The sequence below is a fragment of the Paraoerskovia marina DSM 21750 genome, assembly GCF_000701465.1.
GTDB classification, from domain to species: Bacteria; Actinomycetota; Actinomycetes; order Actinomycetales; family Cellulomonadaceae; genus Paraoerskovia; species Paraoerskovia marina.
Window position 1 is genome coordinate 195,823 of record NZ_JNIY01000003.1, and the last position, 18,140, is coordinate 213,962.

15 protein-coding genes are annotated in these 18,140 nt (G+C 70.9%); 8 read left to right on the top strand and 7 right to left on the bottom strand.

All coding sequences use genetic code 11. The features are described 5' to 3' along the window. The first annotated feature begins 38 nt into the window (after positions 1 to 38). Both uxaC and Q343_RS0101040 read left to right on the top strand, forming a co-directional pair. The gene (gene uxaC, locus Q343_RS0101035) at positions 39 to 1,460 is read left to right on the top strand and encodes a glucuronate isomerase (protein ID WP_029251735.1); all 1,422 of its coding nucleotides are present in this window, start codon (positions 39 to 41) and stop codon (positions 1,458 to 1,460) included. After that, positions 1,457 to 2,824, top strand: a complete 1,368-nt coding sequence (locus tag Q343_RS0101040; RefSeq protein ID WP_052366735.1) for a mannitol dehydrogenase family protein — start codon at positions 1,457 to 1,459, stop codon at positions 2,822 to 2,824. Before uxaC ends, Q343_RS0101040 begins: the two co-directional genes overlap by 4 nt. Here Q343_RS0101040 and Q343_RS0101045 read toward each other — a convergent pair. Continuing rightward, positions 2,784 to 3,827, bottom strand: a complete 1,044-nt coding sequence (locus Q343_RS0101045) for a LacI family DNA-binding transcriptional regulator (protein WP_052366736.1) — start codon at positions 3,825 to 3,827, stop codon at positions 2,784 to 2,786. The two genes, Q343_RS0101040 and Q343_RS0101045, sit on opposite strands and share 41 nt — an antisense overlap. A gap of 210 nt (positions 3,828 to 4,037) precedes the next feature. Here Q343_RS0101045 and uidB (Q343_RS0101055) point away from each other — a divergent pair, with 210 nt between their 5' ends. The 4 genes from uidB (Q343_RS0101055) (at position 4,038) to manD (ending at position 10,357) form a co-directional block, all read left to right on the top strand. After that, positions 4,038 to 5,480: a glucuronide transporter gene (gene uidB, locus Q343_RS0101055; RefSeq protein WP_081829534.1), complete on the top strand. Its 1,443-nt coding sequence runs from the start codon at positions 4,038 to 4,040 to the stop codon at positions 5,478 to 5,480. Positions 5,481 to 5,712: 232 nt separating this feature from the next. After that, the gene (uidA, locus tag Q343_RS0101060; RefSeq protein WP_029251740.1) at positions 5,713 to 7,533 is read left to right on the top strand and encodes a beta-glucuronidase; all 1,821 of its coding nucleotides are present in this window, start codon (positions 5,713 to 5,715) and stop codon (positions 7,531 to 7,533) included. A gap of 126 nt (positions 7,534 to 7,659) precedes the next feature. Then, positions 7,660 to 9,069 carry a glucuronide transporter gene (gene uidB / locus Q343_RS0101065; RefSeq protein ID WP_052366737.1) on the top strand — a complete coding sequence of 470 codons (1,410 nt, stop codon included), beginning with the start codon at positions 7,660 to 7,662 and terminating at the stop codon, positions 9,067 to 9,069. Positions 9,070 to 9,130: 61 nt separating this feature from the next. Next, positions 9,131 to 10,357, top strand: a complete 1,227-nt coding sequence (manD, locus tag Q343_RS0101070) for a D-mannonate dehydratase ManD (protein WP_029251742.1) — start codon at positions 9,131 to 9,133, stop codon at positions 10,355 to 10,357. 182 nt (positions 10,358 to 10,539) lie between these two features. Here the strand turns inward: manD and Q343_RS0101075 are convergent, their stop codons facing one another. The 5 genes from Q343_RS0101075 to Q343_RS0101095 form a co-directional block, all read right to left on the bottom strand. Next, positions 10,540 to 11,625, bottom strand: a complete 1,086-nt coding sequence (locus tag Q343_RS0101075) for a fatty acid desaturase family protein (RefSeq protein WP_029251743.1) — start codon at positions 11,623 to 11,625, stop codon at positions 10,540 to 10,542. A gap of 141 nt (positions 11,626 to 11,766) precedes the next feature. Further along, positions 11,767 to 12,210, bottom strand: a complete 444-nt coding sequence (locus tag Q343_RS13685) for an ATP-binding protein (RefSeq protein ID WP_052366738.1) — start codon at positions 12,208 to 12,210, stop codon at positions 11,767 to 11,769. A gap of 122 nt (positions 12,211 to 12,332) precedes the next feature. After that, complete coding sequence (locus Q343_RS0101085; RefSeq protein WP_029251745.1) at positions 12,333 to 13,172, bottom strand: SDR family NAD(P)-dependent oxidoreductase; 840 nt, start codon at positions 13,170 to 13,172, stop codon at positions 12,333 to 12,335. After that, a complete protein-coding gene (locus Q343_RS0101090) occupies positions 13,172 to 14,566 on the bottom strand; it encodes a flavin-containing monooxygenase (protein ID WP_052366739.1) in 1,395 nt (464 codons plus the stop codon). Before Q343_RS0101090 ends, Q343_RS0101085 begins: the two co-directional genes overlap by 1 nt. A 37-nt stretch (positions 14,567 to 14,603) precedes the next feature. Further along, on the bottom strand, positions 14,604 to 15,269 hold the full coding sequence (locus Q343_RS0101095) for a TetR/AcrR family transcriptional regulator (protein ID WP_029251747.1): 666 nt from the start codon (positions 15,267 to 15,269) through the stop codon (positions 14,604 to 14,606). 46 nt (positions 15,270 to 15,315) lie between these two features. Here Q343_RS0101095 and Q343_RS0101100 point away from each other — a divergent pair, with 46 nt between their 5' ends. Then, positions 15,316 to 16,677, top strand: a complete 1,362-nt coding sequence (locus tag Q343_RS0101100; RefSeq protein ID WP_029251748.1) for an MFS transporter — start codon at positions 15,316 to 15,318, stop codon at positions 16,675 to 16,677. Positions 16,678 to 16,729: 52 nt separating this feature from the next. After that, the gene (locus Q343_RS0101105; protein ID WP_081829536.1) at positions 16,730 to 17,242 is read left to right on the top strand and encodes an SRPBCC family protein; all 513 of its coding nucleotides are present in this window, start codon (positions 16,730 to 16,732) and stop codon (positions 17,240 to 17,242) included. Here Q343_RS0101105 and Q343_RS0101110 read toward each other — a convergent pair. Next, a complete protein-coding gene (locus Q343_RS0101110) occupies positions 17,239 to 18,024 on the bottom strand; it encodes a deoxyribonuclease IV (RefSeq protein ID WP_029251750.1) in 786 nt (261 codons plus the stop codon). The two genes, Q343_RS0101105 and Q343_RS0101110, sit on opposite strands and share 4 nt — an antisense overlap. Positions 18,025 to 18,140: the final 116 nt, after the last annotated feature.

Sequence of the window (18,140 nt, forward strand, 5' to 3'; positions counted from 1 at the left end):
ATTGCATCTGTGCCGGGCCTCCGCGCATGCTCATGAACATGTCATCGCCGACACGAACCCTCGCCCCGCACCCGGATCGCCTGCTCCCGCCGGACCCCCAGGTCCGCGCCGTCGCGCGCACGATCTACGAGGCCGTCCGCGAGCTCCCGATCATCTCCCCGCACGGCCACGTGCATCCGCGGATGCTGCTGGACGACGAGCCGTTCGGCGACCCGACGGCGCTGCTGATCACGCCCGACCACTACGTGACGCGCCTGCTGCACGCCTCGGGCGTGCCGCTCGAGGAGCTGGGCGTCGGGCAGGGGGCTCTGGACGAGTCCGCAGCGAGGGTCGCGTGGCGGCACCTGTGCTCGCACTGGCAGGTCTTCGCCGGCACCCCGGTGCGCTACTGGCTCGAGCAGGAGCTCGCCGAGATCTTCGACGTCGATGTCCAGCCCTCGGCCGACACCGCCGACGACGTCTACGACCGGGTGGCGGCCCGCCTCGCGCAGCCGCAGTTCCGGCCGCGCGCACTGTTCGACCGGTTCGGCATCGAGGTGCTCGCCACCACCGACGACCCGGTGGACGACCTCGCCGCGCACGCGAAGATTGCCGCCGACGAGTCGTTCCGCGGCCGGGTGCTGCCGACGTTCCGCCCCGACCGGCACCTCGAGGTCGCCGCACCGGGGTGGCGGGCCGCGGCCGACGCGCTCGCCGACGCCTCAGGGTGCTCGACCGACACGTACGCCGGATGGGTGGCCGCGATGGAGAACCGTCGCGCCCACTTCGCCGCGCACGGTGGTGTCTCGACCGATCACTCGCACATCGACGTCGGCAGCGACGTCCTCGACCCCGCCGACGCCGAGCGGATCTACGCCGCGGCACGGGCGGGCACCGTCGACGCCGCGCAGGGCGTGGCGCTGCGCCGGCACATGTTCACGGAGATGGCCAGGATGGCCACCGAGGACGGGCTGACCATGACCGTGCACCCGGCCTCGCGCCGCAACCACGACCGCCCGACGTTCGAGCGGTTCGGTGCCGACCAGGGCCATGACATCCCGGTCCGCGTGGACTACACGGACCCGCTGCGACCGCTGCTCGAGCGCTACGGCAACCACCCGAACCTCACGCTGGTGCTGTTCACGCTCGACGAGACGAGCTTCTCGCGCGAGCTGGCGCCGCTGGCCGGGTACTACCCGAGCGTGTACGTCGGCCAGCCGTGGTGGTTCCTCGACGCGCCGGACGCGATCCGCCGCTGGCGCTCCGCGATCACCGACACCGTGGGCTTCTCCCGCACGTCGGGCTTCATCGACGACACCCGGGCCTTCTGCTCCATCCCGGCCCGGCACGACATGTCCCGGCGCCTGGACGCCGGGCACCTCGCGGGGCTCGTCGCCGACCACCGGCTCGACCTCGACGAGGCGACCGAGATCGCCGTCGACACGGTCGCCGGCCTGCCGCGGCGGGTGTTCGGGCTGTGAGCACGACGGCGCAGGGCCATGCCCTGGAGCGCAACCGTCCCGTGGGCCCGGTCCGGCACGTCCACCTGGGCCTCGGCAGCTTCTTCCGCGCGCACCAGGCCTGGTACACGGACAACGCCCCGGACGGGGCCGAGTGGCCGATCGCGGCCTTCAGCGGTCGCTCGGCCGCGCTCGCCGAGCGGCTGACCACGCAGGACGGTCTCTACACGCTGGTCACACAGCGTCCGGAGGGGAACACCTACGACGTCGTCGGCTCGCTCGCGAGGGCGCATGCGGCGTCCGACGTCGAGGCCTGGCTCGCGTACTTCGCGGACCCGGGCGTCGGGGTCGTCACCACGACCGTCACCGAAGCGGGCTACTGCCGTGGCGCCGACGGCGGCATCGACACCGAGCGGGACGACGTCGCCGCGGACCTCATGGCACTGCGCTCCGGGGACGGGCGGCCCACCACCGCGCCGGGCCGCCTGGTGGCGGGGCTGGCCCACCGACGCGACGCCGGAGCCGGCCCGATCGCCGTCGTGCCCTGCGACAACCTGCCGGAGAACGGCCCGGTCCTGCGCGGGGTGCTGCTGGGGCTCGCGGACGCGGTGGACCCGCCGCTCGCCGCGTGGATCGAGGCAGAGGTCTCGTTCGTCTCGACGATGGTCGACCGGATCACGCCCGAGACCACGGAGTCGGACGTCGACGGCGTGCTCGCGGGGACCGGGGTCGCGGACGTCGCTCCCGTGGTCACCGAGCCGTTCAGCGAGTGGGTGCTCGCGGGGGAGTTCCCCGCCGGGCGGCCGGACTGGGCGGCGGCGGGCGCGCTCTTCGTCGACGACGTCGCGCCGCACGAGACCCGCAAGCTGTGGATGCTCAACGGGGCCCACTCGACCATCGCGTACGTGGGCTCGCTCCGCGGTCACGGCAACGTCGCGGAGGCGATCGCGGACCCGCAGGTGAGGGACGCCGTCGACGCCTGGTGGTCCGAGGCCCGGCAGGGACTGGACGTCGCTGCCGAGGTGGTCGACGAGTACTGCGCCGCGCTCGTGGAGCGGTTCGCGAACACCGCGATCGACCACCGGCTCGCGCAGATCGGCACGGACGGCAGCCAGAAGCTGCCCGTGCGCGTGCTGCCGACGCTGCGCCGCGAGCGGGCGGCCGGGAACATGCCGCACGGCGCCGTGACCGCGGGGGCCGCGTGGGTCGCGAGCTGCGTGCGGGGAGGCGTCGCCTGCCGGGACGCGCGCGCCGACGAGATCCGGGACGCCGCCGCCGGCAAGAACCCGGTGCGTGACCTGCTCACGATCCTCGACCCGGCGCTTCTCGACGACGGCCCGCTCGTCACCTCGGTGGTGCGGCGGGTGGAAGAACTGGGTCTGTAGGCCGCGCCGGAGCCGTCGTCGTCGAGCCGCGCACGACCAGCTTCATCGGAAGCTTGGCCGGCGGCGGCAGTCGGGGCGTGTGCGTGGTGACCTGCTTCAGCAGGGTCCTGACCGCGTGCGCGCCCAGCGCCCGGAGCGGGGACGCGACCGTCGTCAGCGGCGGGTTGCAGAAGTCGGCCCCGAAGATGTCGTCGAACCCGACGACGCTGACCGCCCCGGGAATCTCGATGCCGCGTTCCACGAGCTCTTGGCCGAACCCGATGGCGAGCAGGTCGTTGTAGGCGATCACCGCCGTCGTCGGGTTCTCGAGGAACCGGGCCGCCGCGCGCCGGCCCTCCTCGCGGGTGGGGGCGCTCGGCGAGGTCCGGCGCACCGTGATCTCGAGCCGGTGGCACGCCTCGCGCAGCGCCCGCCAGCGCATGCCGTCCGCCCAGGACGCCTCGGGTCCCGCCAGGTACGTGATCTGCCGGTGCCCCAGGCTCGCGAGGTGCTCGACGGCATGCCGCGTCCCGCCCGAGTTGTCGGTAGCCACGCTCGCGACGTCGCTCATCACCCGGTTGAGGACGACGGTCGGGCGCTGCTTGGCGGCCACGCGGATCGCGGAGTCGGAGAGTCGGGACGTGGCGAGGATCAGGCCGTCGACGAGGGGGAGGATCCGGTCGAGCGCCCGGCGTTCGGAGACCGGTGACTCCTGGACGTCGGCGACGAGCATCGTGTAGCCCTCCTCCGACGCGGCAGTCTCGGCGCCGCGGATCACGTCGAAGAAGAACGGGTTGGTGACGTCTGCGACGGCAATCGCGAGAAGCTGGGTCTTCCCCGAGTGCAGGGCGCGGGCGATCGCGTTGGCGCGGTAGCCGAGCTCCTCGGCGGCCGCGCGGACCCGTGCGGCGGTGTCGGCGTTGACCCGGCCCGGGCGGGAGAACGTGCGCGAGACCGTGGAGGGGGCGACGCCGGCGGCGCGGGCGACGTCGTAGATCGTCGGCTGACGCGGCTCGTCGCTCATGCGGTCAGAGTACGTGCTCGCCGAACGTGCTGCTGCGCCACTGGACGTCGAGCGGCAACCGGTTGTTGCCGCAGGACGAAGCCGTTTCCCGTATCTGAATCGTGACGTGGCAACTGACGGCAACAAGTTGGCCGAACCAAAGGACCGAGGTGAAGGTGACGCAGGTCACGCCGATGTGACCGCCCTGATCGCCTGGCAAAGGAGCCATTCGTGACCACCGTCGACGACGCCACGTCCCGCACCGCAGGAACGTCTCCCGCCCTCCCACGTCTGACCGCCGTCAACATCCTCGGCTACGGCGCCGGGGACGCGGCGAACAACCTCGCCTTCATGCTCGCCACCTCGTTCCTGCTCGTGTACTACACCGACGTCGTCGGGATCGGCGCAGCGGCGGCCGGGACGCTCTTCCTCGTCGTCCGGATCTTCGACGCGTTCACCGACGTGGTCGCCGGCAGGATCGTCGACCGGACGAACACCCGGTTCGGCAAGTTCCGCCCGTACCTCCTCTTCGGAGCGCTGCCGCTTCTGCTTCTCTCCGTCGCGACGTTCAACGTCCCGGAGCTGGGAGAGACCGGCACCCTGCTGTACGCCTACCTCACGTATACGCTGCTCGGCATCGCCTACACGATCGTCAACATCCCCTACGGCTCGCTCGCCTCGGCGATGACGCAGGACGCGAGCGACCGCGCCAAGCTGGCGAGCGCCCGAACCCTCGGCGCGGCGATCGTCGGGTCCCTGCTCGCCGCCGTCCTGACACCGATGCTGTCGAAGGACAACGACATGCAGGCCGTGTTCACCAACGCGACCCTCGCGTTCGTCGTCGTCGGCGGGGCGCTGTACATGTTCACGTTCCTGACCACGAAGGAGCGCGTCGCACGCGACGTCACGGTCGTGACCATGCGGCAGACCGTCGAGACGCTCCGGGGCAACCGCGCGCTCGCGCTCCTCTGCCTGAGCTCGTTCCTGCTCCTGACGGGGATGTTCGCCAAGTCGACGGCGCAGATCTACCTGATGCGCGACGTCTTCGACGCTCTGGAGCTCGTGGCACCGCTCTCGATAGCCCAGCTCTTCGGCATCTTCGCGATCGCCCCGTTCGTCCCCAAGATCGTGCGCCGCTGGGGCAAGCGCAACGCGTACATCGGCGCGGGGTTCGTGGCAGCTGGCGGGAGCTTCGTCGCGTTCGTGGCACCGAACGTCTGGGTCGCCTTCGCCGCCCTGCTGGTCTCGATGCCCGGCCTGCTCCTGATCAACATGCTGATCTGGGCCCTGGAGGCCGACACGGTCGAGTACGGCGAGTGGAAGACCGGCGTGCGGACCGAGGGCGTCACCTACGGGGCGTTCTCCTTCACCCGGAAGGCCGGGCAGGCCGTGGGCGGCGCGATGGCGGCGTACGCGCTCGCGATCGGCGGCTATGTCGGCAGCGAGCAGGTGCAGACGGCGGCGGCGGAGTGGGGCATCCGGGCCGCTGCGGCCCTCGTCCCGGGGATCTTCGCCCTCGCCGCCGCGCTGATCATGATGGCCTACCCGCTCACGGACGCGGTCCACGCGAGGATCGTGGCCGAGATCGCGGAGCGTCGTGCCGCGCGCACCGACGCGGCCCAGCCGGACGGCGGCGGTGACGTGGCCGAGGGTGGCGCCACGACACCCGCCTGAGCCGACCAGGACCCGACGGCGGACGTACCGGCACTCCTCCCCGGTACGTCCGCCGTCGTGCGTGCAGGGCACAGGTCGGTCACGGCGCGCACGCCCCGTCTTCGCGGTCTGCACGGCCCGCCCACGGGTACGTGGCAACCGATGGCAACCGTTTGTCGTGGAGGGCCCCGGCGGGGGTGAATGGGATCCGGACGTCGACGCAGACGACCGCACCACGAGAAGGAGATCAACGATGCTTCGTCCTCAGGACACCGCCACCCGCGAGCGCAGGTCGCTGACCGGGATCTGGGACTTCCGCCTCGACGGCACCGGCGCAGGCCACGACGCCCGCTGGTTCGCAGGCCCCCTCGCCGACGCCCGCCCGATGCCCGTGCCGGCGTCGTTCAACGACATCGTCCCCGACGTCGAGGTGAAGAACCACGTCGGTGACGCCTGGTACCAGACCAGCGCCCGCGTTCCGCGTGGCTGGGCCGGCGAGCGGATCGTCCTGCGCTTCGACTCGGCGACGCACCGCGCCGTCGTGTGGATCAACGACACCGAGGTCATGCGCCACGAGGGCGGGTACACCCCCTTCGAGGCAGACGTGACCGACCTGGTGACACCGGGTGACGAGGTGCGCATCACCGCGGTGGTGAACAACGAGCTGAACTTCCAGTCGCTGCCCCCGGGCGTCGTCCAGGAGGGGCCGCGCGGCCGCAAGCAGACCTACTTCCACGACTTCTTCAACTACGCGGGCATCCACCGCCCGGTGTACCTGTACGCGACGCCGACGACATACGTCAGCGACATCACCGTCGTCACGGACTTCGACGGGGCCGCGGGCGCGCGGACCGGCAAGGTCTCCTACGACGTCGTCGTCTCCGGCGACGGCTCCCAGGACGTCCGCGTCCTCCTGCGCGACGCCGACGGCGAGGTCGTCGCCACGGGCGACGGCGCCTCCGGCGAGCTGACCGTCCAGGACGCACACCTGTGGGCGCCGGGCGACGGATACCTCTACGAGCTCGAGGCGCAGGTCGTCGACGGCGACGCGCTCGTCGACTCGTACCTCCAGACCGTCGGCATCCGGACCGTCGAGGTGCGCGGCACCCAGTTCCTCATCAACGGCGAGCCGTTCTACTTCACGGGCTTCGGCAAGCACGAGGACCAGGCGGTCCGCGGCAAGGCGCACGACGACGCGATGCTCGTCCACGACTTCGAGCTGCTCGACTGGATCGGGGCCAACTCCTTCCGCACGTCGCACTACCCGTACGCCGACGAGGTCTATGACTACGCCGACCGCCAGGGCATCGTCGTGATCGACGAGACCTCCGCCGTCGGGCAGAACATGGGCGTGATGAGCGGCATGATGGGCATGCCCGCCATGGAGACCTTCTCGCCCGAGACGATCAACGACGACAGCCGCGAGGTGCACGCCCAGGCGATCCGCGAGCTGATCGCCCGCGACAAGAACCACCCGTCGATCGTGCTGTGGTCGATCGCGAACGAGCCCGAGTCGGCGTCCGACGCGTCCCGCGAGTACTTCGAGCCGCTCTTCGCGCTCGCCAAGGAGCTCGACACCACGCGCCCCGTCGGGTTCGTCAACGTCATGCTGTCGCCGTTCGGCACCTGCAAGCTCGCCGAGTTCTCCGACGTCATCATGCTCAACCGCTACTACGGCTGGTACGTCGACACCGGCGACCTCGAGGTCGCGGAGGAGCACTGGCGCGCCGAGCTCCAGGGCTGGGCGTCGCTGGACAAGCCGATCATCATCACCGAGTACGGCGCCGACACCGTCGCGGGCCTGCACTCGACCACGGCGGACCCGTGGACCGAGGAGTTCCAGTCCGCCTACCTGGACATGAACCACCGGGTGTTCGACTCCATCGACGCCGTCGTCGGCGAGCAGGTCTGGAACTTCGCCGACTTCCAGACGTCGCAGATGGTCTTCCGCGTCGACGGCAACAAGAAGGGCGCGTTCACCCGTGACCGCCGCCCGAAGGCTGCCGCGCACCTGCTGCGCAAGCGCTGGACCGGGAAGTCCGACCCGAGCTGGGCCGGTTCCGACCGCGACTGACCCGTCCAGGGCGGGTGCGCACCGTGCGTGCGCACCCGCCCCGGCCCCGCCAGCCACCCGTCGCCGTGGACGTACCGCGGCCAACCCCTCGTACGACCCCCGTACCGCCGCGGAAGGACCACGACGATGACAAGCAACGCCGCTGTCTCGGACACCACGTCAGCGACCTCGAAGAAGCTGTCCAAGAAGCAGCTGATGGGCTACGCGTCCGGAGACGCCGCGAACAACCTCGCGTTCTCCATGACGTCGATGTTCCTGCTGCTCTACTACACGGACGTCGTGGGGATCAGTGCGGCGGCGGTCGGCACGATGTTCCTGGTCATGCGGGTCTTCGACGCCTTCACCGACGTGTGGGCGGGCTCGGTGGTCGACCGGACCATGACCCGCTGGGGCAAGTTCCGGCCCTTCTTCCTCTGGGGCGCCCTGCCTCTGCTGCTGATGAGCGTCGCGACCTTCACGGTCCCCGGCGGACTCGGTGACACCGGCTCGCTCGTCTACGCCTACGTCTCCTACGGTCTGCTCGGCCTGGCGTACACGTTCGTCAACATCCCCTACGGCTCGCTCGCCTCCGCGATGACGCAGGAGCCCAAGGAGCGGGCCAAGCTCGCGACCGCCCGCACCCTCGGCAGCGGCATCACGATCCTCATGCTGTCGATCATCGTCGCCCCGCAGATCGAGAACTCGGACGACCTGCAGAGCTCGCTCACGACGACGACCCTCGCCTTCGCCGTCATCGGGTTCGCGCTCTACATGTTCCTCTTCCGGACGTCGAAGGAGGACGTCGTCCGCGACGTCGACCACGTCCCGTTCCGTGACTCCGTGCGCAACCTCAAGGGCAACCGCCCGCTGTACATGCTGTGCATCTCGGCGCTCTGCTTCCTCACCGGCATGATCGCGATGCAGGGCGTGCAGGCCTACTTCGCCCGCGACGTCATGGGCAGCGCCTCGTACTACATCCCGCTGTCGCTGATGTCGGTCGGCATGATGTTCGTCATCGCCCCGCTCGTCCCCAAGATCGTCTCGATGATCGGCAAGAAGGCCACCTACATCACCGGCGGCACGCTGTCCGTGGTCGGCGGCCTGATGATCGCGTTCCTGCCCGGGACCAACGTCCCCGCCATGTTCATCGGCTTCGCCGTCTACGGCGCCGGCCTGATGACCGTCAACACCATCATGTGGGCGATGGAGGCCGACACCGTCGAGTACGGCGAGTGGAAGAACGGGGTGCGCACCGAAGGCACCACCTACGCCGTCTTCTCGTTCACCCGCAAGGTCGGCCAGGCCGTCGGTGGCGCGGTCGCCGCCTACGGGCTCGCGCTGGTGGGCTACGTCTCGGGCGGCGTCGAGCAGACCGCGGAGACCGTCCACGGCATCCAGCTCGTCGCCGGCCTCGCCCCGGCGATCTTCGTCGGACTCGGCGTGCTCGTGATGATCAAGTACCCGATCACCGACAAGCGCTTCGCCGAGATCACGGCCGACATCGCCGAGCGCCGCGAGGCCAAGGCTGCCGACGCGGCCGAGACCACCGAATCCTGACCTGGCGGGGCGCGAGCACCTCGCGCCCCGCCCCATCCCGCAGAACGTCCCGGAGAACGCCATGAAGATCACCGCAGCCGACGTCATCGTCACCAGCCCGGACCGCAACTTCGTCACCCTGAAGATCACGACCGACGAGGGCATCACGGGCCTCGGCGACGGCACCCTGAACGGGCGAGAGCTCGCCGTCGCCGCCTACCTCACCGAGCACGTCGTGCCGCTGCTCCTCGACCGCGACCCGATGACGATCGAGGACACCTGGCAGTTCCTCTACCGCGCCGCCTACTGGCGCCGCGGACCGATCACCATGACCGCGATCGCCGCCGTCGACATGGCGCTGTGGGACATCAAGGCCAAGGCTGCCGGGATGCCGCTCTACCAGCTGCTCGGCGGAGCCTCTCGCAGCGGAATCCGCACCTACGGGCACGCCTCCGGCATGGACCTGCCGTCGCTGTTCGACTCGATCCGCGAGCACCAGGAGAAGGGGTACACGGCCATCCGCGTGCAGACCGCGATCCCGGGGCTCCGGGCGGTCTACGGCGTCGCGGCCCAGGCCACCGAGGGCGCGCGGTACGACTACGAGCCGGCCCGCCGCGGGGCGCTGCCGACCGAGGAGGACTGGGACACCCCGTCGTACCTGCGGCACCTGCCCGGCGTCTTCGAGGCCGTGCGCAACGAGTTCGGGCCCGAGCTCACCCTGCTGCACGACGGCCACCACCGGATGACCCCCAACCAGGCGGCACAGCTCGGCAAGTCGCTCGAGCCCTACGACCTGTTCTGGCTCGAGGACTGCACGCCCGCCGAGAACCAGCAGGCGCTGCGCCGCGTCCGGTCCCAGACCACCACGCCGCTCGCGATCGGCGAGATCTTCAACACCGTCTGGGACTACCAGACGCTGATCACCGAGCAGCTGATCGACTACGTGCGCTCCGCCGTCACGCACACCGGCGGCATCACGCCGATGAAGAAGCTACTGGACTTCGCCGCGCAGTACCAGATCAAGTCGGGGATCCACGGGCCCACGGACATCTCGCCCGTCGGCATGGCCGCCGCCATGCACCTGGACCTCGCGATCCACAACTTCGGGATCCAGGAGTACATGCAGCACGGCGCCCTGACGGACGAGGTCTTCCAGCAGTCGTACACCTTCACCGACGGCTACCTGCACCCGGGGGAGAAGCCCGGCCTCGGCGTCGAGATCGACGAGGAGGCCGCGGCGAAGTTCCCCTACGAGCGGGCCTACCTGCCGTACAACCGACTCCTGGACGGCACCGTCCACGACTGGTGACTGCACGAGCGTGACGAGACCAGCGGGTCGGTGGGCAGGAGTCAGCCCACCGACCCGCTCTCGCATGCCGGTCGAGCCTGTCGAGACGGGGTCTCGACGAGCTCGACCGGCGGGGGTCGAGCCTGTCGAGACGGGGTCTCGACGAACTCGACCGACGGGGGTCGAGCCTGTCGAGACCGGCGTCAGCCGAGCGGACCGCGCAGAGCCCGCGCGGGCGCGCAGTCGAACGGGTCGCGTGCGCCGAGCCCGACGCGGTTGAGGTAGCGGATGACGATCACGTACGACTGCACGAGCGACGTCTCGGTGTAGGGGACACCGTTCTCGAGGCTGTGCTGGCGGACGAGCCGGCGTGCCGCGGCGAGGTGGGGTCGGGGCATCGAGGGGAAGAGGTGGTGCTCGATCTGGAGGTTGAGGCCGCCCATCAGGACGTCCATGACCTTGCCTCCGCGAATGTTGCGGGAGGTGACGACCTGGCGGCGGAAGAAGTCGAGCGTCGTCTCGCGGCCGATGATCTCCATGCCCTTGTGGTTCGGGGCGAAGGACGCGCCCATGTAGACGCCGTAGACGGCGAGCTGCACGCCGAGGAACGCGGCGGCGATCCCGAGGGGGAGGAGCCAGACGACGAGCGCGACGTAGATCGACAGCCGCAGCCCGATGGTCCACAGCTCGCTGGCGCGGTGGTTCTTGCGCCCGCCCTTGGGCATCGTGATCGCGCTGCGGATGGACGTGATGTGCAGGTTGATGCCCTCGAGCGTCAGGAGCGGGAAGAACAGCCAGCCCTGGCGTCGGTGCAGGTGGCGGAGCCACGACTTCTCGTACTTCTGGGCGGACTCGGTGGTGAAGACGATCGCGTCCATGTCGATGTCTGGGTCCTTGCCGACCTTGTTGGGGTTGGCGTGGTGGCGGCTGTGCTTGTTCATCCACCACGTGTAGCTGATCCCGGCGACGCCGTTGGCGAGGATCCGTCCGAGCAGGTCGTTGCGCGGCCCTGAGGTGTAGACCTGACGGTGCGCGGCCTCGTGGGCGACGAACGAGAACTGGGTCAGCACGATGCCGAGGGCTCCCGCGATCAGCAGCTGGAACCACGAGGCGCCGAGGAGGACGAATCCGGCGATGCACCCGGCCAGGGCGATGCCGAGGACCGTGAGGAGCACCGCGTAGTACACGGGGGTGCGGGCGAGAAGCCCTGCGTCACGGACCTTCTTGGAGAGCTCGGTGTAGGTCGAGATGTGCGACGGCGCCGCCGCCGGGGCTGAGGTCGAGGGCATGGGGTCCTCTGGTCGGTGCCGACTTCCCAGCCGTGGTGGTGAGCAGGTGCTCGATCATCCGGATAAATGCACCCTACGGGACCGTAGGTTAGATGTCAGCACCCTCGCAGAACCTCCACATTCGTGTGGGGCGCGCGGGATCTATCCGGCCGCGGCGACCGATCGCGCGGCGCTCGTCACCGGAAATCGGGCCCAGACGTGCTTCGCGAACGGTGTGGTGTAGAAGCCCACGTCCTCGGCGAGCCGACGGGCGAGGAGCAGCCCGAAGCCGCCCTGTCCGGCGGGCCGTGGTCCGGCGACGACGGGGTGCGCGTCGACCGCGCGGTCGATGACCTCGAGCAGGTATTCGTTCTCGTTCGACATCAGCCGGACGATCGCCGGGGTCGAGCCGTGACGCAGCGCGTTCGTGGCCAGCTCGTTGGCGACGAGGACGAGGTGGTCGATCGACTCGGAGGTGCAGCAGCCCGCCAGCGCGCGGTGGAGTCCTCGTCGTAGACGACCGAGGTCCTCGACCCGGCTGATCGTCCACGAGCGTTCGGTCCGGAAGCCGTCGGGTGCCGGCCCTGTGTGAATCGCTTCGCCCACGCTGCCACCTCCACGAGCTGTCATCTCCGCGGACAGCACGACCTGGGGTCCGGGGTGGGGACGAGAGGGGGTGCTGTGCCGCCCCTGGTTGTTGCGGCTTCATCATCATGCATCACGTCCACCTACCCCGCAGGTCGACCCGCGCGTTCCACGAGACCCTTCGCAAGATCTGCAGAATCAAGGTCGCCGGCTCGGACCCGCTCGACGATCGTGCGGCGCACGATCCGGTCGGTCAGGCCCGGGAGGTGGCGGGCGAGGGCGATCTCGAGGCGCCCTCGCGTCGTCGTGGGTACGTCGCGGGGCGCCCTGCGTGCGGTGGCGGCGCGCAGGATCGCGGCGACGACGCCCTCGACCGGCTCGAACCGCGAGACCCCCTGCAGGGACAGGCCCGCGTCCTTCGTCGTGGAGTGGATCGGCGAGGCGACCATCGACGGGTAGACGACGCTCACTCCGACGTGGCTGCCGATCTCGAGACGGAGCGTGTCGGCGTATGCGACGACGGCCCGCTTGGAGACGCCGTACGCCGCCGCGAGGGGCAGAGGCATGACGGCCATCCGGGAGGAGACGAAGACGACCCGCCCTCGCGCCGCCACGAGGTGGGGGACGGCTGCGGCGCTCGCTCGCCACGACGCGAGGAGGTTGACCTCGATCTGGCGGCGGACCTCGTCCGACGGCGGGAGCTCGGCCGGGGCGGGGCCACCCACGCCGGCGTTGTTGATCAGGAGGTCGAGGCCGCCCAGCCTCTCGACGGCGGCCTCGACGCCGGCGACGGTGCTCTCGTCGTCGGTGAGGTCGCACGCCAGGACGGGGGCGTCGGCCGCGTCGACACCGCGGAGGTCGAGGCCGACGACGCGTGCCCCGGCGGCGAGCAGGTCCTCGCGGAGCCGGGTGCCGAACGTGCCGGCACCCCCGGTGACGATCACACGCATGCCGCGAAGCTCGCGGTGGGCGGGGCGGGGCATCAGGGGACCTCGATCGGCTCGGTGGTGTGCGTCGGCCCGGAGGCGGCGACGGGGGACGTGAACGCGACTCCGTCGCCGGTGGCGGCCCGGCGGGCGCCGTCCGCGAGCTCGCGGTCCATGAGGGCGACGTACGCGTCGAAGTCGACGCGCATCGCGGGGCGGCGCTCGCCCCAGCGCGCGCGGGCGGCGCGCAGGTCCGCACCGCAGGACGCACGCTGGACGCCCTCCTCGGGCAGTGCGTACTCCCCGGCGACGTGGGCCGCGATCAGCCGACCCTGCGCCTCGACCACGGGCAGCGCGGCCCCCGTGGACTGCATCAGCCCGACGAAGTAGAGGCCAGGCGCGGTCAGGTGGAACACGCGCCGGTAGAGCGGCATCCGGTCCGCGCCCGGGGCGAGGAGCGCCGGGTCGAGGAACGGGATGTCGACGCGGTACCCGGTGGCCCAGACGATCAGGTCGATCCGCTCGCGGCGGCCGTCGGTGAACACCACCTCGTCGCCGTCGAAGCGTTCGATCGCGGGGCGGACGGCGATCTCGCCGTGGGCGATGCGGGGGTACAGCGCGTCGGAGAGTGTCGGGTGGTCCTGCAGGAACCCGTGCTCGGGGGCGGGCAGGCCGTGGCTCTCGGGCCGGCCTGCGGCGAGCGCGATCATGCGCTCGCTGATCCGCTGGCGCGCACGCCACGGCAGCTTGGTCGCGAGCGCCCCGTTGAGGGTGTCGGCCGGCCTGCCGAAGATCTGCTTGGGCACCACCCAGACGCCGCGCCGGATCGAGAGGACGGTCTGCTCGGCGGCGTAGGAGGCGTCGACGGCGATGTCCATGGCGGAGTTGCCGGCGCCGACGACGAGGACGCGTCGCCCTCGCAGCTGTGCGGGCGACCGGTAGTGGTGGGCGTGCATCTGGTCGCCGTCGAACCGTCCGGGGTACCCGGGGTCGGGCAGGCGCGGGTGGGCGTTGTGCCCGTTGGCGACGACGACCGCGTCGTAGCGTTCGGTCGTCTCGCCCCGGGGCCCGACGGCGGTGACGTGCCAGCCGGTGTCGTCGCGGCGGACGTCCCGGACCTCGTGCTCGAACCGGACGAGCTCCGTGATGCCGTACGTGTCGGCGTAGTCCTTCAGGTACCCGGCGACGACGTCGTGGCGCGGGAAGTGCGGCCAGTCGGTCGGCATCGGGTGGTCGGCGAACTCGGTGCGGGTGCGGGAGGTGTTCAGGTGCAGGGTCTCGTACGCCGAGGAGTTCGGGGCGCCGAGGTTCCAGAGCCCGCCGGGCAGAGACCCGGCGTCGTAGCCGACGGCGTCGATCCCGCGTTCCCGCAGGGACTTGAGCGTCGTCAGGCCCGACGGGCCGGCGCCGATGACGGCGACGCGGGCTGCGGCATCGTTGCCGGGGTGCATGCGGGCTCCATTTATTGAACGAACGATCTAATTAGCGTCAGTCTGCAACAGGCGGGTACATCGAGTCCAGCCACCGGTGCAGGTAGGCGCGCAGATCACCGCGGGCCCGTGCCGCGTCGGCCGCGGTCTCGAGCTCGACGACGTGCCCGTGGACCGCCCACACGAGCGACCGGACCGCCACGTGCGGCGTCGGCTCCACGAGCAGGCCTGCGGCGTCGGCGCGTGCGAGCAGGTCCTCCACCCGCGAGTACAACGGGTGGGCGTAGGCGTGGCTGAGGTTGCTCAGCTCGCGCGGGGCGAGCCAGCGCCGCAGCCACAGCGACGTGGTCTCGGGGTGCTCCTCGAGGAAGTCGGTGAACGTGTCGGCGATGTCGTGCATCGCCCGGCGCAGGGCGGGCCCGCCCTCGTCGAGGGCCGCGACGGCGGGGTCGAACGCCGTGAGGAGCGCGGCGGTCTCGGCGTCGAAGATCCGGGCGAAGCATGCGTCGTAGAGGTCGACCTTGCGTCCCGTGTGGTGGTGCACGGTGGCCACGTTGACACCCGCCGCCCGGGCGACGTCGCGCATCCCGACCGCGTCGAACCCGCGCGCCGCGAAGAGCTCGGTCGCGCAGGCCAGCACGATCTCGCGCGTGTCGCGCTGGTCCGCGCGTCGGGGGCGGCCCGGGCCGCGTGGTGGGCCGGCGGTACCGTTCTCGTCGATCATCCGGCTAGCATGCCGTATTCGATCAGCTGTTTGAATCAGGAGAGACATGGTCACCGTCGACCGACCCACCGGCACGCGTCTGCCGACGCCCGCGCTGACCGCCTTCGCCAGCGGTTCTGTCGGGATGGGGATCTGGGTGACCGTCCCCGGCCTCCTCCTGCTCGTCTACCTCACGGACGTCCTTGCCGTCACCCCCTGGCTCGCGGGCCTCGTCGTCCTCCTGCCCAAGGTTCTCGACGTCGTCCTGCACCCCTGGGTGGGCCACGTCTCCGACGTGCAGCTGCGACGCGACGGGCACCGTCGCCGGCTCCTCCGCCTCGGCCTCCTCCTCGCCGTCGGGATGGTGCTGCTCTTCGCCGTGCCCTCGGGCGTCACCGGTGCCGCCGCCGCCGTGTGGGTCGCGATCGCCTTCGTCGTCGCCAACCTGGCGTTCGCCGCCTACCAGGTGCCCTACCTCGCCACGCCCTCGGACCTCAGCGTCGGCTACCACGAGCGCACCCGCCTCATGTCGTTCCGGATGGTCGTCCTGACCGTCGGGATCCTCGTCTCCGGCCTCCTCGCCCCGATGATCTCGCGCAGCGCCGACGGCACGCACACCACCTACTTCCTGATGGCGCTCGTGCTCGCCGTCGCCATGTTCGTCACGATGGTCGTCGGGATCCGCGGGGTCCGGATGCTCACCGCCGCCGCCCCGCCCCACATCGACGAGACCGAGGGCGGGCACGACACCCGGCCGCTGCTTGACCGGATGCGGGAGGCGCTCGCGGACCCGCACTTCCGCCCCCTCGTCCTGGCCTACCTGGGGATGTCGACGACGTCGCACCTGACCCTCGCGGCCGTGCCGTACTACGCGAAGTACGAGCTCGACGCCGCAGGGCTGGCCACCGTCCTGGTCGCCGCCTTCGTCGCACCCGCGCTCGTCACGACGCCGGTGTGGCTGGCGGCCTCGCGCCGCTGGGGCAAGCAGCGGTGCCTCCTGGCCGCCCAGAGCACCTTCGTCGTCGGGTCGCTCGTCCTGACGATCGGCGCCGGCGCCGGCGTCCCCGTGCTGGTGGCGACCGTCGCCGTGCTCGGCACCTGCTTCGCCGCCATGCAGCTCTTCCCGTTCTCGATGGTGCCGGACGTCGTCCGGTCGCACGGGGAGCTCGGAGCGCGCAAGGCCGGGACGTACACCGGCGTCTGGACGGCCACCGAGGCGTTCGGTGCGGCGCTCGGGCCGTACCTCTTCGCGACCTGCCTCGCGCTCGGCGGGTTCGTCGCGACGACGGGCGGTGAGGCCGTGATCCAGCCCGGGGCCGCGGTCGACGCGGTCCGCCTCGGGATGGGGCTGGTCCCCGCGGTCGTGATGATCCTCGTCGTCCTCGTGCAGCGCACCTACCGTCTCGACGCCGCCGCCCGGCTCGCGTAGGTATGGGCTTCCACCTCTGGCGCGCCCCGGGGAGGCGGCGCTACGGTCAGGTATGGCCCTTCAGGAGATCATCGAGACACGAGTGGTCGACGCCCCGCACGAGGCCGTGTGGGACGTGCTGACCGACATCCGCAACGCGGCGACGACGCTCCGGGGCGTCGAGAACATCGAGCTCGTCGACGGAGACGAGTACGAGGTCGGGCTCCGGTGGCGCGAGACCCGCAAGGTGTTCGGCATGCGCGCGACGGAGGAGATGTGGGTCGCGAGCGTCGACCCCCAGAGCTCCACGCGCGTCGACGCCGACAACGGGGGAGTGCACTACTCCACCCGGTTCGACCTCACCCCCATCGGCGACAAGACGCGCATCGTCGTGCGGTTCAGCAGTGCGGGGCCGGTGAGCCCGAGCGCCGTCCAGCGCGCGACGACGGCGGTCTTCGGCCGACTCGGCGAGCGGATGACCCGGTCGATGCTGCGGTCGGACCTCGCCGACATCGAGAAGGTCGCGTCCGGGACCGCCAACGAGATGGCGATCACGGACGGCACCGCCTCGGGCCGTACGGCCTAGTTCGAGCCCACCTGCGACCGCAGCCACGCGATGTCGTCGGCGGCGGTCGCGGTCTCGCAGATCACCGGGGCGCCGGCCGCCTCGACCGCTGCGGCGAGATCAGCGGGCGGGATCGTGCCCTCCACGAGCGAGGTGTGCCGGTCCTGGCCCGAGTCGAACGCACCGTGGCTGCCGTTGGCGTGCACGAGGTCGATCCGGCCCGTGATCGCCCGGACCTGCTCCACCGCGTCCGGCAGGACGAGTCCGCCGGCGTGCGCGTGGCAGGTGTCGAGCGTGAAGCCGACCTCGACGTCGTTGCCCGCGGACTGCACGGCCGCCCACAGCTGTTCGATCCGGTCCAGACGACGGGCCATCGAGTGCTCGCCCCCGGCGGTGTTCTCGATCAGCACGGGCACGTCGGTCGTCAGCGACTCGATCGCCTTGCGCCAGTTGTCGAAGCCCTTGGCCGGGTCGTCCTTGGCCGTGACGTGCCCGCCGTGCACGACGACGCCCGCGGCCCCGATCTGCGCCGCCCCGTCCATGATCTTCTGCAGCAGCTTGCGGCTCGGGATCCGGATCCGGTTGTTGGGGGACGCGACGTTGATCACGTACGGGGCGTGGACGACGAGCGTGAGGTCCGCGGCGCGGGCCGCCTCGGCGAGCGCCTCCGGTCCGCCGTCGTAGGTCCACTCCGGGCCCGTCCAGGACTGGGGGTCGCTGAGGAAGACCTGGGCGACGTCGGCCCCGAGGTCGGCGGCCTGGGTGATCGCGTGCTGCTGTTCGACATGGGCTCCGATGCGCATGGGTCGAGACTATGCCGTCCGGGGCCACGGCCACCGCGCGGGCAGGTTGACGCCGCCTGGTTCGTCGCCGTCGCCGCGATGGTCGGTCATCTCACACGTCATCTCGTCAGAAACCG